General features: G+C 63.7%; 12 protein-coding genes. 8 read left to right on the top strand and 4 right to left on the bottom strand.

The window, feature by feature from the left end; translation table 11 throughout:
* Nucleotides 1–104: 104 nt before the first annotated feature.
* Both fliD and ACYVHH_RS06295 read right to left on the bottom strand, forming a co-directional pair.
* Nucleotides 105–1541, bottom strand: coding sequence for a flagellar filament capping protein FliD (gene fliD, locus ACYVHH_RS06300; protein WP_460564279.1), 1437 nt, complete (start codon nucleotides 1539–1541; stop codon nucleotides 105–107).
* A gap of 135 nt (nucleotides 1542–1676) precedes the next feature.
* A complete protein-coding gene (locus ACYVHH_RS06295; protein WP_460564278.1) occupies nucleotides 1677–2519 on the bottom strand; it encodes a flagellin N-terminal helical domain-containing protein in 843 nt (280 codons plus the stop codon).
* A gap of 231 nt (nucleotides 2520–2750) precedes the next feature.
* Here ACYVHH_RS06295 and nudB point away from each other — a divergent pair, with 231 nt between their 5' ends.
* The 5 genes from nudB (at nucleotide 2751) to ACYVHH_RS06270 (ending at nucleotide 7638) form a co-directional block, all read left to right on the top strand.
* Nucleotides 2751–3206 (top strand): dihydroneopterin triphosphate diphosphatase, encoded by a 456-nt coding sequence (gene nudB / locus ACYVHH_RS06290; RefSeq protein WP_460564277.1) that lies wholly within the window; start codon nucleotides 2751–2753, stop codon nucleotides 3204–3206.
* Nucleotides 3207–3295: 89 nt separating this feature from the next.
* Nucleotides 3296–4696, top strand: coding sequence for an NfeD family protein (locus ACYVHH_RS06285; protein ID WP_460564276.1), 1401 nt, complete (start codon nucleotides 3296–3298; stop codon nucleotides 4694–4696).
* A 37-nt stretch (nucleotides 4697–4733) separates the two neighbouring features.
* Nucleotides 4734–5525, top strand: a complete 792-nt coding sequence (locus ACYVHH_RS06280; protein ID WP_460564275.1) for a slipin family protein — start codon at nucleotides 4734–4736, stop codon at nucleotides 5523–5525.
* The gene (locus ACYVHH_RS06275; protein ID WP_460564274.1) at nucleotides 5525–7093 is read left to right on the top strand and encodes a L,D-transpeptidase family protein; all 1569 of its coding nucleotides are present in this window, start codon (nucleotides 5525–5527) and stop codon (nucleotides 7091–7093) included. Before ACYVHH_RS06280 ends, ACYVHH_RS06275 begins: the two co-directional genes overlap by 1 nt.
* Nucleotides 7090–7638, top strand: a complete 549-nt coding sequence (locus ACYVHH_RS06270) for a YcbK family protein (RefSeq protein WP_460564273.1) — start codon at nucleotides 7090–7092, stop codon at nucleotides 7636–7638. Before ACYVHH_RS06275 ends, ACYVHH_RS06270 begins: the two co-directional genes overlap by 4 nt.
* Nucleotides 7639–7653: 15 nt before the next feature.
* On the opposite strand, the gene ACYVHH_RS06265 is transcribed toward ACYVHH_RS06270, so the two are convergent.
* Nucleotides 7654–9351 (bottom strand): DEAD/DEAH box helicase, encoded by a 1698-nt coding sequence (locus ACYVHH_RS06265; RefSeq protein WP_460564272.1) that lies wholly within the window; start codon nucleotides 9349–9351, stop codon nucleotides 7654–7656.
* A gap of 251 nt (nucleotides 9352–9602) precedes the next feature.
* Here ACYVHH_RS06265 and ettA point away from each other — a divergent pair, with 251 nt between their 5' ends.
* The 3 genes from ettA (at nucleotide 9603) to ACYVHH_RS06250 (ending at nucleotide 12658) form a co-directional block, all read left to right on the top strand.
* The gene (ettA, locus tag ACYVHH_RS06260; RefSeq protein ID WP_460564271.1) at nucleotides 9603–11267 is read left to right on the top strand and encodes an energy-dependent translational throttle protein EttA; all 1665 of its coding nucleotides are present in this window, start codon (nucleotides 9603–9605) and stop codon (nucleotides 11265–11267) included.
* A 5-nt stretch (nucleotides 11268–11272) separates the two neighbouring features.
* On the top strand, nucleotides 11273–11842 hold the full coding sequence (locus tag ACYVHH_RS06255) for a DUF1415 domain-containing protein (RefSeq protein ID WP_460564270.1): 570 nt from the start codon (nucleotides 11273–11275) through the stop codon (nucleotides 11840–11842).
* A gap of 132 nt (nucleotides 11843–11974) precedes the next feature.
* Nucleotides 11975–12658, top strand: a complete 684-nt coding sequence (locus ACYVHH_RS06250) for a helix-turn-helix domain-containing protein (RefSeq protein WP_460564269.1) — start codon at nucleotides 11975–11977, stop codon at nucleotides 12656–12658.
* Between the two features lie 19 nt (nucleotides 12659–12677).
* Here ACYVHH_RS06250 and ACYVHH_RS06245 read toward each other — a convergent pair whose 3' ends face one another.
* The gene (locus ACYVHH_RS06245; RefSeq protein WP_460564268.1) at nucleotides 12678–13163 is read right to left on the bottom strand and encodes a YqaA family protein; all 486 of its coding nucleotides are present in this window, start codon (nucleotides 13161–13163) and stop codon (nucleotides 12678–12680) included.
* Nucleotides 13164–13231 lie beyond the last annotated feature (68 nt).

Here is a 13231-nt window from a genome sequence, read left to right as displayed (position 1 = left end):
GCCAGAACTCGAATCTGGCCGGGTGTTAGGAGCATTGTTGCTGGCCGCCACAAAAACAAAGCCCCGATAAACGGGGCTTTTGGTGGTTATATCGCGTTTGGAAGTCAGGACGACTTGTTCCAGGTGGTGACCTGTTGCGCCACGTACTGGCTGAGGGAGTTCAGCGAAGCCATCTTGCTGTCGAGTGACGTGTACATTTTGTAGAGGCGCGCCTCGTTTCGCTCCAGGCGGTCGTTGAAGCGGTTGATGTCGTCTTTGTTGCGCTTGATGGCTTTTTGCAAGGCGTTGTTGCGTTCGGTCACCACACCGCTGGTCGCGTTCGCCCCGAAGGCGAAGTCGTAGAAGCGGCGGGCCAGCCCTGTGCTGGTTGCGTCGCCACTTGTGGCAGAGAAGAACTTTTGCAAATCTGCAGGGTTGGCAAGCGCAGCGGTGAGTTTCTTGTTGTTGACCAGAAGGGTGCCGTCTTGCTGGAGTTCCAGCCCAACGTCACTCATGCGGGCGTAAGACGTCCCGGATGGGCCCAATGCACCGACCATCCGCTTGAGCGTGTTCAGTATGCCTATCGCCGTGCCATCGCCTTGCAGCGGGCCTGCAGCGCCTGAGGCTTGATCGTACCTGGTGGCATTTGCCAGGGTCTTGGTCAGCGTGTTGTAGGCGTCGACGAAGCCCTGAATGGCCGAGCGCGTGGCTTCCGTGTCCTGGCCTATGGTCACCGTCACCGGGGCGGACGTGGTCTCCGTCAGGTTGAGCGTCAACCCAGGCACTGCCCCTGAAATGGTGTTGGTTGCAGAGGTCACCACGATGCCATCGATGGTGGCAGATGCGTCTTGCCCGGCCAGGATGGTGGCCAGACCATACATCGCGCCAGAGTTGCTTGCATAGGCCAAAGAGCCCAGTCCTGTTCCCGTGGTGATGACGCTGCCTGTGGCGTCACTGCCGTCAAAGGCGCGGATCTGGAAGCCTTGAGCGGCGCCTGTGTCCTTGCTGCGGATGACAAGGTTGTCCTTGCCGTCGGCGGTGACCACGGTGGCGGTCACGCCAGCGTTGCCGGCATTGATCTTGGTGGCGATGGCACCGAGGTTGTCGGCTGCATCGATGTTGACGGTTACCGCACTGCCTGCTGGGCTGAAGCTGCTGCCGGACCAGCTGCCCAGCGTGATTTCCAGGCTGCCGGACTGTCCGATTGCGCTGTCCGCGGTCACCCCTGTGGCAGAGCGTACCGCTTGAGCCTTGGCCAGCTGGGTGACATTCACACTGTAGGAGCCTGCCGTTGCCGAGGACGTGGCGGAACCCGTCAGTGCGCTGGTGTTGCTTGAGCTGAAGGTTCGACCGGTCCAGCTGGTCAGCCCCATCAGCTTCTGAGCGGCATCTTGCAGAGCAGCAAGCTGCGACTTGACCGTTCCCCAGGAGGAGACCTTGCTGGAAAGCGTGGTGCCACGCGTCTGGAGCTGTTTGAGGGGCTGTTTCTCAACCTCCAGCAGCTTGGAGACCAAGGACTGAACGTCGAGTCCGCTACCTATGCCGGTTGACGAGATGGCCATGGTGAACTCCTGTGTGGACGCTGTACTGCTGACTGGCACACTCTAGCACCGACCGCCCATCTGTAAAAGCCGAATATCCAATGACTAACCCCGGCAATACCGGGGTTAGTCATTCTTGCGCCAGTGAGAGGCCGTTCAGCGCAGCAGGGCCAGCACGCCTTGCGGCAGCTGGTTGGCCTGGGCAATCATTGCCGTGCCTGCTTGCTGGAGGATCTGAGAACGGCTCAGGTTGGCGGTTTCAGAGGCGAAATCGGCATCCATGATGCGGCCGCGGGCGGCAGATTGGTTCTCCACCGCGCCTTGCAGGAAGGAGATGGTGTTTTCGAACCGGCTCTGCACGGCACCCAGGGTGGCGCGTATGGTGTTCACCGCGGTGATGGCCTCATCCAGTGCGCTCAGCACGGCGGCGTTGCCTGAATTGTTTGTTGTGTCGAGGCCGGAGGCTGCACCGCCGCCATATGCTGCCGACACGTTGGTTGCAGAGACATCAAGTGCAGTAGAAGCTACAGTGATCGTCTGATCTGCGTTTGCGCCAACCTGGAAGGTGTAGTCGGTAGCCGGTTCAAAAATCTTGGCGCCGTTGAATTCGATAGAACTCAAGGTGCGACCGATCTCTGCGGCCAACTGTGTGTACTCCTCGTTCAGCGCTGCCAGGTCGCCAGACAGGTTGGTCGAGTTGATGGATTGCACGGCCAATTCACGCATGCGCTGCATCATGTTGCCCACGGTGCTCAGGCCACCTTCGGCCACCTGTGCCAGAGAGATACCATCGTTCGCATTGCGGATGGCTACCGTCATGCCGCGAACCTGGGTGTTCATGCGCTCGGCAATGGCCAGGCCGGCTGCGTCGTCTTTGGCGCTGTTCACGCGCAGGCCGGAAGACAGGCGCTGCATAGACGTCGCCAGCGAGTTTTGCGTGGCGCTGGTGTTGCGTTGTGCATTCAGCGACATCACGTTGGTGTTGATCGTCATCGCCATTTTTAAGCTCCTTCATGAGAAAACCGGCGGAACCGGTGTCAAGACCAACCCCATGCTGGCTTGACAACGAAGCTGTCTTTAAGCCCGTTGTTGTGGTTTTCGGCGATCTGGCGCCGGACTTTAGGCCCGCGTAGCATTCGATTTCAAAGAGTTTGCCCAGAAGGTGTTGCGGCGTTCATATTTTCGGATCATCCTGAGAAAAACTGAAATGTGGTGGGTAAAGTGTCATTTTTGGCTGCTTTCAAGATTCCTGAGTCGGTCCTGGTTGTCATCCACACCCCTGCCTTGAAGGTGCTGTTGCTGGAACGGGCCGATGCGCCAGGCTTCTGGCAGTCCGTGACGGGTTCCAAGGACAGCCTGGCGGAGCCCTGGGAGGAGACCGCACGCCGGGAGGTATGGGAGGAGACCGGGATCGACGCCCGGGCCCCAGGCGCACGCCTGACCGACTGGCGCCTGGAGAACGTCTACGAGATCTACCCGCAGTGGCTGCACCGCTACGCGCCGGGCGTGACCACCAACACCGAGCGTGTGTTCGGGCTGTGTGTGGCCGAGGCGGGGGGCGTGAAACTGAGCCCTCGGGAACACACCGCATTCGTCTGGCTGCCCTGGCAGGAGGCGGCGCAGCAGTGTTATTCACCGTCGAACGCCGAGGCAATACTTTGGCTGCCCCGCCTGGGCTTGGCTTGATAAATTGATCCCAGGACTTGACCTGGGGCAAGGTTTGCAGGACAAACACCTGTCAGGATGCGCAAATGCACCTTGGCAAGGAGACGACAATGACGGCAGGCCAGGCGACCCACAAGGCGGCATGCGCGTCGCGCAAGCTCTGGGTGCGATTGCGCGCCGTGCTGTTGGTGTTGCTGATGACGGGGGGCTGGTGGCTGGCTGCTGGTGCCAATGCAGCTCCCGTCCGGGTGCTGACGGTCCGGGACGCAATTGGCCCGGCGAGCGCGGATTACGTGGTTCGTGGCTTGGAGCGCGCGCAGAGCCAGGGGGCAGAGCTGGTGGTTCTGGAGCTGGACACGCCAGGCGGTCTGGACACCTCAATGCGGCAGATCGTGCAGGCGCTCCTCGCGTCCCAGGTGCCCGTGGCAACCTACGTCAGCCCTCAGGGGGCACGTGCCGCAAGCGCAGGCACATATATCCTGTACGCCAGCCATGTGGCTGCGATGGCCCCAGCGGCCAATCTGGGCGCGGCCACGCCCGTGGCCATTGGCTTGCCCGGGGGAGCCAGCAAGGGCGAAAACGAGCCGGATGTGATGGCCAGCAAGCAGGTGAACGACGCGGCGGCGTTCATTCGCGGGTTGGCCCAGTGGCACGGACGCAATGCCGACTGGGCCGAACTGGCGGTGCGCGAGGCGGTCAGCCTGACAGCGCCAGAAGCACTGCGTGACGGCGTGGTGGATGTCGTGGCGGTTGACCTGGACGACCTGCTTGCACAAATTGACGGCCGCAAGGTGCGGTTGCCTGCGGGTGAGCGGGTTCTTGCCACCAAGGGGCAGCCGGTTGTGGCCGAGCCGCCGGACTGGCGCCATCGCGTGCTGGGGGTCATCGCCAACCCAAGTTTTGCCCTTGTCCTGCTGATGATTGGCATCTACGGGCTCATTTTCGAGTTCACGTCGCCAGGGTTCGGTGTGCCGGGCACGGTTGGCGCGATCTGCCTGCTGCTGGCCATGTTTGCCTTGCAGATGCTGCCCGTCAACTACGCGGCACTGGCCTTGATTCTGCTGGGTTTTGCCTTGATTGCGGCAGAACTGTTGACGCCAGCGTTCGGTGTGCTGGGGGTGGGGGGTGTGGTGGCCTTCATCGCGGGCGGCTTGCTGCTGTTTGACCGTGACGTGCCCGGCATGGGGGTTCCCTTGCCCTTGATCTTTGGTTTGGCCGTGACGGCTGGCTTTGCCGTGTTTGCGGGCGGCGGCATGGCCTTGCGCGCCAGGCGGGCTCGTGTCGTCAGTGGCCGTGACGAGATGATTGGCGCCAGAGGGCGGATCACCGATGTGCGAGAGGGGATCACCTGGTGCCAGGTGCATGGGGAGCGCTGGCGCGTTCGGGCGGACGAGCCGCTGGCCGTGGGGCAGGAGGTGCAGGTGGAAGGTCTGGACGGGCTGGTCTTGCGCGTTCGTCGCGTGGCAGCCACGGGTGCCGACAACGGCCAGACAGACGCGAAAGAGCGTTGAACTGCTCGGCATAACACTTCAGAAAGAGGGGTTCGCCATGTTTTTTGAATTCAATTTGGGCCTGGGTGGCGTGCTGGTGCCACTGCTGTTGCTGTTCCTGGTGACTTCGCTGCGGGTGCTGCGCGAGTACCAGCGCGGTGTGGTGTTCCAGCTGGGCCGGTTCTGGAAGGTCAAGGGGCCTGGCCTGATCCTGGTGATTCCAGGTCTGCAGCAGATGGTGCGCGTCGATCTGCGCGTGGTCACCATGGACGTGGAGCCACAGGACGTCATTTCACGTGACAACGTATCCGTGAAGGTCAACGCGGTGGTTTTCTTCCGGGTCATTGACCCGGAAAAAGCCATCATCCAGGTGGAGAACTACCTCATGGCCACGAGCCAGCTGGCGCAAACGACCTTGCGCGTGGTCCTGGGCAAACACGAACTGGACGAAATGCTGGCCGAGCGCGAGCGCCTGAACCTCGACGTGCAGCAGATTCTTGACGCGCAGACCGACGCATGGGGGGTGAAGGTCACCAACGTCGAGATCAAGCACATCGACCTGAATGAATCGATGGTGCGCGCCATTGCCAGGCAGGCCGAGGCAGAGCGCGAGCGCCGGGCCAAGGTCATCCACGCGGAGGGCGAGAAACAGGCGGCGGCGGCATTGCTGGACGCGGCGGGCACACTCGCCCAGCGCCCTGAGGCGATGCAGCTGCGTTACCTGCAGACCTTGACGCAGGTGGCGGGTGACCGGGCAAGCACGGTGGTGCTGCCCCTGCCGATAGACGTGCTTGGCGGGCTGCTCAACAAGACGCCCCCGGGGCGTGTGCCTGGCGGCGACAAGAGCTGATGCCTGCACGGACCTTGGCTCGGCTCTTTGGCTTGGTGTGCCTGTGGCTGGCCCCGGCCTGGGTGGCCGCGCAGACTTGGTTCCAGCAAGGCTTGCCTACGCCTGCGGCGCAAGTGGCGCTCGACTGGTTTCAGCAAGCCGAGGAACATGGCCTGGTGCCAGATGACTACGCCGCGACCCAGTTGGCGGACGCGCTGGGCCGTGCCCGGCAGGCGCCGTTGGCGGCGCCCGTCGCCGCTTTGTGGGAGGCAACCCTGGAGCAGGCTGTGCGCCAGTACCTGAACGATCTGCATGGTGGCCGGGTGGACCCGCGCGGCATACACCACAACTACCGCGTTGGCCGCCGCGCAACCTTCGATGCAGACGCGGTACTGCGCGCCGCGCTGGATGCGGGCCGTCTGGCGCTTGCACAGGAGGCCGCCCAACCTCAAACCCCGATGTACGGCTGGTTGCGCCAGACCCTGGCGCAATACCGTGCCCTGGCAGGTCACGAAGCCTGGCGCCAGGCGATGCCACCGCTGCCGAGGCAGCCGGGCGCCAGAACTGGCAAGTTGGAGGTGGGGCAGCACTATGCAGGCATGCGCCTGCTGGCCCTGCGCCTGAATGCGCTCGGTGACTGGCCGCGCTTGCCCGATGTCATACCGGACCTCTACGGTGAGGATGCCGCCGAGGCGGTCAGGCGTTTCCAGTCGCGCCACGGTCTGTTGGCCGACGGCGTGGTTGGGCGTGCGACACAGGCGCAACTTGATGTGCCGCCGGAGTCTCGCGCGCGGCAGATCGCGCTTTCCATGGAGCGGCTGCGCTGGACGCCCTTGTGGCAAAGCCGGCGCATGGTTGTCGTCAACTTGCCGGAATTCGTGCTCAGGGCCTACGAAGTGCAGGACGGCCGCGTGCGCGTGTTGGCAGAGATGAAGGTCGTGGTGGGGCGTGCCCTTGACACGCGCACTCCGGTGTTTGACGAGGACATGCGCTTCATCGAGTTCAGTCCCTATTGGAATGTACCGCCCTCCATCGCCGTCAAGGAGCTGCTTCCCCGCCTGCACCGGGACCCCTCGTATTTCGACAAGCAGGGCTTCGAGTTCGTTCTGGCCAGCGGTCAGGTGTCAACCACGCTGAGCGCCGAGCACCTGGGCGCCGTGGCGGCGGGCAGGGCCCGCCTGCGCCAGCGGCCCGGCCCCCTCAACGCGCTGGGAGACATCAAGTTCGTGTTTCCCAATCACGAGAGCATCTACCTGCACCACACGCCCGCCACGGCCCTCTTCGGGCGGGAGCGCCGGGATTTCAGCCATGGTTGCATCCGCGTGGAGGATCCCGTGGCGCTGGCACGATTCGTTCTGCAGGACACGCCCGGCTGGGATGAGGCGCGCATACGCCAGGCCATGGAGGCAGGCGTGTCGAGCACGCTCAGGCTCGGTGAGCCGCTGCCGGTGCTCATCGCCTACGGAACTGCGCTGGTCAAACAGGGTCAGGTATATTTCTTCGATGACATCTATGGCCACGACCGTGTGCTGGACGCAGCCTTGCGCAAGCGTGCCCACCCTGTGCGTGTGCCAGCGGGAGCACCATGAAACGCACTTCACCCCTTACGCACCGGCGTCTTTTTCTCAAAGGGCTGGGCTTGGCCGCAGCCGTGGGGTCGCCTGTGCTTGCGAGGGCGGTGGAGGGGGCGCAGCGGGTGCTGGCGCTGGACCACACCCACACACACGAGAAGATCAACCAGATTTACGCCGTGGGTGACCGCTATCTGCCGCAAGGCCTGGATGTGCTGAACCATTTCCTTCGCGACCACTACAGCGGCGAGGTGGGGCATATGGACCCGCAACTCTTCGATCAGTTGCACCGCGTGCGCCTGTTGCTGGGCGCAAGCATGCCCTACCAGGTGATATCGGGTTACCGCAGCCCACGTACCAACGAACACCTGCGCCAGACCCGGGGTGGCGGGGTGGCCACCCGCAGCCTGCACATGGATGGCCGGGCCATTGACGTGCGGCTGCCGGGCGTACCGCTGGCTGAGCTCAGAGACGCGGCACTATCGTTGCAGGCCGGTGGCGTGGGCTACTACCCAGGCGAGCAGTTTGTTCACCTGGATACCGGCCGCGTTCGCCGCTGGTGAACCAGCGGTCAGGCTTTACTTGATGCGGCCGTAGCTGGTGCGCAGCGGGTCGATACCGCCGCCACCGCCCTGTTTGCCGCCCTGGCCGTTGCGGTTGCCGCGGTGACGATTGCGGCCGCCACGGTCACCCAGTGCGTCGATGCCGGTGCGCAGCGGGTCGGGCTGGCGCTGGCCGCCGCCCTGGCCGTTACCACCACCACCGCTGCCACGGCGTCCGTCGGCGCGCGGCTGGTCCTGGCGCTGGCGGTTGCCACCCCGGTTCTGGCCTTGACCCTGGCCCTGGCCGCCATGGCGCGGGCCGTTGTTGTGCTGGCGGCGCGGTGAGTCCTGGCGCGGCGGCTGGCTGTCGTCTTCCTCGTCATCACGCGGCTGCTGGGCACGCTGCTGCTGGCCCTGGCCTTTGCCCGGCTTGCCAGACTTCTCGTTGCCTTTCTTCTCGCGGATGCGCTCCATCATTTCCTGGCGCGCGGCCTTGGCGGCAGCGGCCATCACCTCGCGGCTCGGCGGCTTGCCTGCACCACCCCAGATGGTCTGGCGGCCCATGGCGATCGGTTCGGCCTTCTCACCCGGCTCGGGCATGAACTCCTGGAAGATCTGAACCGGAATCTGCTGCTTGGTGAACTTCTCGATGGCCATCATGAAGCCTTCTTCGTCCAGGCTCACCAGGCTCACGGCCTCGCCCTCGGCACCCGCACGGCCCGTGCGGCCGATGCGGTGCACGTAGTCCTCGCAGACGTTGGGGATGTCGTAGTTCACCACGTGCGGCAGGTCGTCGATGTCGATACCGCGTGCCGCAATGTCGGTGGCCACCAGGGCGCGAATCTCACCGGTCTTGAAGCCGGCCAGCGCCTGGGTGCGGGCGCTCTGGCTCTTGTTGCCGTGCAGCGCCATGGCGGTGATGTGGTTCTTGTTGAGGAAGTCGGCCACGTTGTTGGCGCCGAACTTCGTGCGTGTGAACACCAGCACCTGGCTCCAGTTGTGCTGCTGGATGATGTGCGCCAGCAGCGCCTTCTTCTTGCCACGGCCCACGGGGTGGATGGTCTGCTTGATGCGCTGCACCGTGGTGTTGGGGGGCGTCACCTGAATGCTCTTGGGGTCGTTGAGCAGGCCATTGGCGAGTTCGCGGATCTCGTCGCTGAAGGTGGCCGAGAACAGCAGGCTCTGCTTGTTCTTGGGCATCAGCTTGAGCACCTTCTTCACGTCGTGGATGAAGCCCATGTCCAGCATGCGGTCGGCTTCGTCCAGCACCAGGATTTCCACATGGGAGAGGTCCAGGTGACCTTGTTCGTTCAGGTCGAGCAGGCGGCCCGGGGTCGCCACCAGGATGTCCACGCCTTTTTGCAGGGCGTTGATCTGCGGGTTCATGCCCACGCCGCCAAAGATCACGGCGGACTTGAGCTTGAGGTGTTTGCCGTAGGCCTTGACCGACTCTTCCACCTGGGCCGCCAGTTCACGCGTGGGGGCCAGCACCAGTGCGCGCACCGGGCGGCGTTCGCCACGGGCCACCGGCTGGGCGCTTTCGCTCAGGCGGTGCAGCATGGGCAGCGTGAAGGCCGCGGTCTTGCCGGTGCCGGTCTGGGCACCGGCCAGCAAGTCGTGGCCCTCCAGCACGGCGGGAATGGCCTCGGCCTGGATGGGCGTAGGGTGCTCGTAGCCTTGCTCACGCACGGCGTCCAGAATGGCCGGGGCCAGTTTCAGTTCTTCAAATGTCATGTGGTTGTCGGCGCCCATCCTGGGCGCAAGGGGTATCGGCCGCTTCCTGCGCAACGGGGCAACAGGCCAGTCAAGGGGGGCAGATGGGTCGAGAAAAGGCGGGCTGATCCGAGGTTGCCAAGTGGCAAGCGGGGCCCCAGCAAGGCGCTGATGTGGCACTGACTGAAGGTGCGCAACGCGTGCATTGTCGCATACTGGGATAATCCACGTTTGAGCGCCCGTCCGGGCGCCCTGTCTTTTATACGTACAAAATGGCTCAATACGTTTTTTCCATGAACCGCGTCTCCAAGACCGTGCCGCCCAAGCGGCAGATCTTGAAGGACATCTCCCTCAGCTTTTTCCCCGGTGCCAAGATCGGTGTGCTCGGCCTGAACGGTTCGGGCAAATCCACGCTGCTCAAGATCATGGCAGGCGTGGACAAGGAGATCGAAGGCGAAGCCATCCCCATGCCTGGCATCCAGATCGGCTACTTGCCGCAGGAACCGCAGCTGGACCCCGAGCAGACCGTGCGCCAGGCGGTGGAAGAGGGCATTGGCGGCGCACTCAAGGCCAAGGCCCGTCTTGAAGAGGTGTATGCGGCCTACGCCGAACCCGATGCCGACTTCGACGCCCTGGCCGCCGAGCAGGCCGAGCTTGAGGCCATCATCGCCGCCAGCGGTTCCGAGAACTCCGACCTGCAGTTGGAGCTGGCCGCCGACGCCCTGAACCTGCCGCCCTGGGACGCGATCATCAAGAACCTTTCCGGTGGTGAGAAGCGCCGTGTGGCCCTGTGCCGCCTGCTGTTGAGCAAGCCCGACATGCTGCTGCTCGACGAACCGACCAACCACCTGGACGCCGAAAGCGTGCACTGGCTGGAGCAGTTCCTGCAGCGCTTCCCTGGTACTGTGGTGGCCATCACCCACGACCGCTACTTCCTGGACAACGCTGCCGAGTGGATTCTTGAACTCGACCGTGGCCACGGCATTCCCTGGAAGGGCAACTACTCGGAGTGGCTGGACCAGAAGGGCAAGCGCCTGGACCAGGAACAGAAGGCCGAGGACGCTCACCGCAAGGCCATGAAGGAAGAGCTGGAGTGGGTGCGCAAGAACGCCAAGGGCCGTCAGGCCAAGAGCAAGGCGCGTCTGGCCCGCTTCGAGGAGTTGAGCGACGTCGAATACCAGAAGCGCAACGAGACCAACGAGATCTTCATCCCGGTGGCCGAGCGTCTGGGTGCACAGGTCATCGAGTTCAACAACGTCACCAAGTCCTTCGGTGACCGCGTGCTGATCGACAACCTCAGCTTCAAACTGCCTGCAGGTGCCATCGTCGGCATCATCGGCCCCAACGGCGCAGGCAAGTCCACCCTGTTCCGCATGATCCAGGGCGTGGAGAAACCCGACAGCGGCGAAATCATCATTGGCCAGACCGCCAAGCTGGCCTTCGTGGACCAGAGCCGCGAGTCGCTCGAAGGCGACAAGACCGTGTGGGAAGACGTCTCGGGCGGGCTGGACAACATCACCGTGGGCAAGTTCATCATGCCCAGCCGCGCCTACATCGGGCGCTTCAACTTCAAGGGCAACGACCAGCAGAAGCTGGTCAAGAACCTGTCGGGCGGTGAGCGCGGCCGCCTGCACCTGGCCAAGACCCTGGCCCAGGGCGGCAACGTGCTGATGCTGGACGAACCCTCGAACGACCTTGACGTGGAAACCCTGCGCGCGCTGGAAGAGGCGCTGCTCGAGTTTGCCGGTTCTGCCATGGTCATTTCCCACGACCGCTGGTTCCTCGACCGCATCTGCACCCACATCCTTGCCTACGAGGGCGACAGCCAGTGGTACTTCTACGACGGCAACTTCACCGAGTACGAGGCCGACAAGAAGAAGCGCCTGGGTGAAGAGGGCGCACGGCCCAAGCGCGCCCGCTTCAAGTCCTTGAAGTGATGGCCATGACAGAAGCCGCTTCCCCGCAGACCCCGGGCGACGAGCAGGTGCTGGCGGACACGCGCCGCTGGATCGAGGAGGCCGTGATCGGCCTCAACCTGTGCCCGTTCGCCAAGTCTGTCTACGTGAAGAACCAGGTGCGCATCGTGGTCAGCCACGCGCGCCACCTGGATGCCTTCCTGGACGACCTGGACCGTGAGCTGGAACTGCTGCGCGACACCCCCGCCGAGCAGGTGGACACCACCTTGCTCGTGCATCCCACGCTGTTCCCCGACTTCTTCGTCTTCAACGACTTCATGAACGTGGTGGACGAGGTGGTGGACGAACACGAACTGGAAGGGGTGATACAGGTTGCCCATTTCCACCCCGATTTCGTGTTTGAGGGGGTGGAAGCCGATGACGTGACCAACTTCACCAACCGTGCGCCGTACCCGACGCTGCACCTGCTGCGCGAGGAGAGCGTGGAGCGTGCCGTGGCGTCGGGTGACAGTGCGGAGGAGATCGTGGAGCGAAATCTGCGAACCTTGCGTGAGCTTGGCCGGGAGGGGTGGGCCAAACGCATGGCTGGCCGTTGAATTTACCGTTTGTTACACATGGTTATCGATTCATGTGTGGCTTTCGGCATGGCCTTGCCCAATGCCCCCACTGCAAACTGGTAAAAATTTTTTTGTTGTGGTCAATGTGAGATTTGTTGCAAAATCGCACCCATGAACAAGAACTCGACCGCCACCGACATGTCTTCCGCCAGCTACTACACCACGCTGGAGGTGGCCAAAATCCTGGGCATGGCCGTTCGCTCGGTCCAGCTCATGGTGGACCGGGGCGACCTGCAGGCGTGGAAAACGCCTGGTGGTCACCGCCGCATCACACGTGAATCGCTGGAGCGCTGGATCCAGGGCAGCCGCGCTGGCGTCACCGGCGTGGCCGCCCTGCACGGCGGGGCCGGCACCGAGGCCCGAGGGGGCCGCCGCCGTTCCGGCGTGCACATTCCTCGCATTCTGCTGATCGAGGACTCGTCCCACTTCCAGAATCTGGTGTCGATGCTGGTCAAGCAGAAGTACCCGACGGTGGACCTGCACATCGCCGACGATGGCATCACCGGCCTCGTGTCCTTTGGCCATCTGCAGCCCGATCTGATCATCGTGGACATCCTGCTGCCTGGCATTGATGGTGCCACCATGATCACCGGTCTGCGCCGTCACGCCCTTTTCGGGCAGTGCAAGCTGGTGGTGCTGACGGGGCTGGACGAGGACCAGCGTGCGCCCTACGCGTTTGCCCTGCAGGACGTGGCCGTTGTGCACAAGCCGCGGCTGGTGCAGGAGTTGCCTGCTCTCATCGAGGACGCGCTCAAGCACCTTATTCCCCCGGCTGCCCCGGCAACGGCTGCCTGACTCCCCGCACACCTGCTTCTCAGCCCGGGTTCAGCCCGCCCGGGAAGAGCCACAGCAGCACGGCGGTCATCGTCACGTAACGCAGGAACTTGCCCACGGCCATGTAGGCCATGCAGGGCAGGATGGGGAACTTCAGCCAGCCCGCCACCGCGCACAGCGGGTCACCCACGGCGGGCAACCAGCTCAGCAGGCAGGCCTTGGGCCCGAAGCGTTGCAGCCAGTCCAGCGCCTTGAGGTGTGTGGGTGAGCCACGTGCCTTGTCAATGGCGCGATGCGCGCCGTAACCCATGGCCCAGCTGACGGCACCGCCGAGGGTGTTGCCCACAGTGGCGACCAGAATGGCGGGCCAGAACAGCTCGGGGTTGAGCTTGATCAGCCCGAACACCGCTGGCTCGGACCCCATCGGCAACAGCGTCGCCGAAATGAACGCGACGACGAAGACCGTGCTCAAGCCGTATTGCGGCAGGCTCAAGGTTTCCAGCAAGGACCACAACCAGGTTTCCATGGCCGGGCAGTATAGGCGCGCTACAATCTGCCCACTTTTTCAGCATCCAAAGACCTCGCGCCCAGCCC

The sequence above is a fragment of the Hydrogenophaga aquatica genome (assembly GCF_054780915.1).
The sequence above is the reverse complement of the archived record's forward strand: the minus strand, read 5'-3'. Positions and strand labels throughout refer to the sequence as shown.

Bases quoted from the DNA above. Each gene is read 5' to 3' on its own strand.
- ACYVHH_RS06295 (WP_460564278.1), bottom strand. From the start codon at position 2,519: ATGGCGATGACGATCAACACCAACGTGATGTCGCTGAATGCACAACGC.
- ACYVHH_RS06275 (WP_460564274.1), top strand. From the start codon at position 5,525: ATGCCTGCACGGACCTTGGCTCGGCTCTTTGGCTTGGTGTGCCTGTGG.
- ACYVHH_RS06280 (WP_460564275.1), top strand. From the start codon at position 4,734: ATGTTTTTTGAATTCAATTTGGGCCTGGGTGGCGTGCTGGTGCCACTG.
- ettA (WP_460564271.1), top strand. From the start codon at position 9,603: ATGGCTCAATACGTTTTTTCCATGAACCGCGTCTCCAAGACCGTGCCG.
- ACYVHH_RS06255 (WP_460564270.1), top strand. From the start codon at position 11,273: ATGACAGAAGCCGCTTCCCCGCAGACCCCGGGCGACGAGCAGGTGCTG.
- ACYVHH_RS06250 (WP_460564269.1), top strand. From the start codon at position 11,975: ATGAACAAGAACTCGACCGCCACCGACATGTCTTCCGCCAGCTACTAC.
- ACYVHH_RS06270 (WP_460564273.1), top strand. From the start codon at position 7,090: ATGAAACGCACTTCACCCCTTACGCACCGGCGTCTTTTTCTCAAAGGG.
- ACYVHH_RS06245 (WP_460564268.1), bottom strand. From the start codon at position 13,163: ATGGAAACCTGGTTGTGGTCCTTGCTGGAAACCTTGAGCCTGCCGCAA.
- ACYVHH_RS06265 (WP_460564272.1), bottom strand. From the start codon at position 9,351: ATGACATTTGAAGAACTGAAACTGGCCCCGGCCATTCTGGACGCCGTG.
- ACYVHH_RS06285 (WP_460564276.1), top strand. From the start codon at position 3,296: ATGACGGCAGGCCAGGCGACCCACAAGGCGGCATGCGCGTCGCGCAAG.
- fliD (WP_460564279.1), bottom strand. From the start codon at position 1,541: ATGGCCATCTCGTCAACCGGCATAGGTAGCGGACTCGACGTTCAGTCC.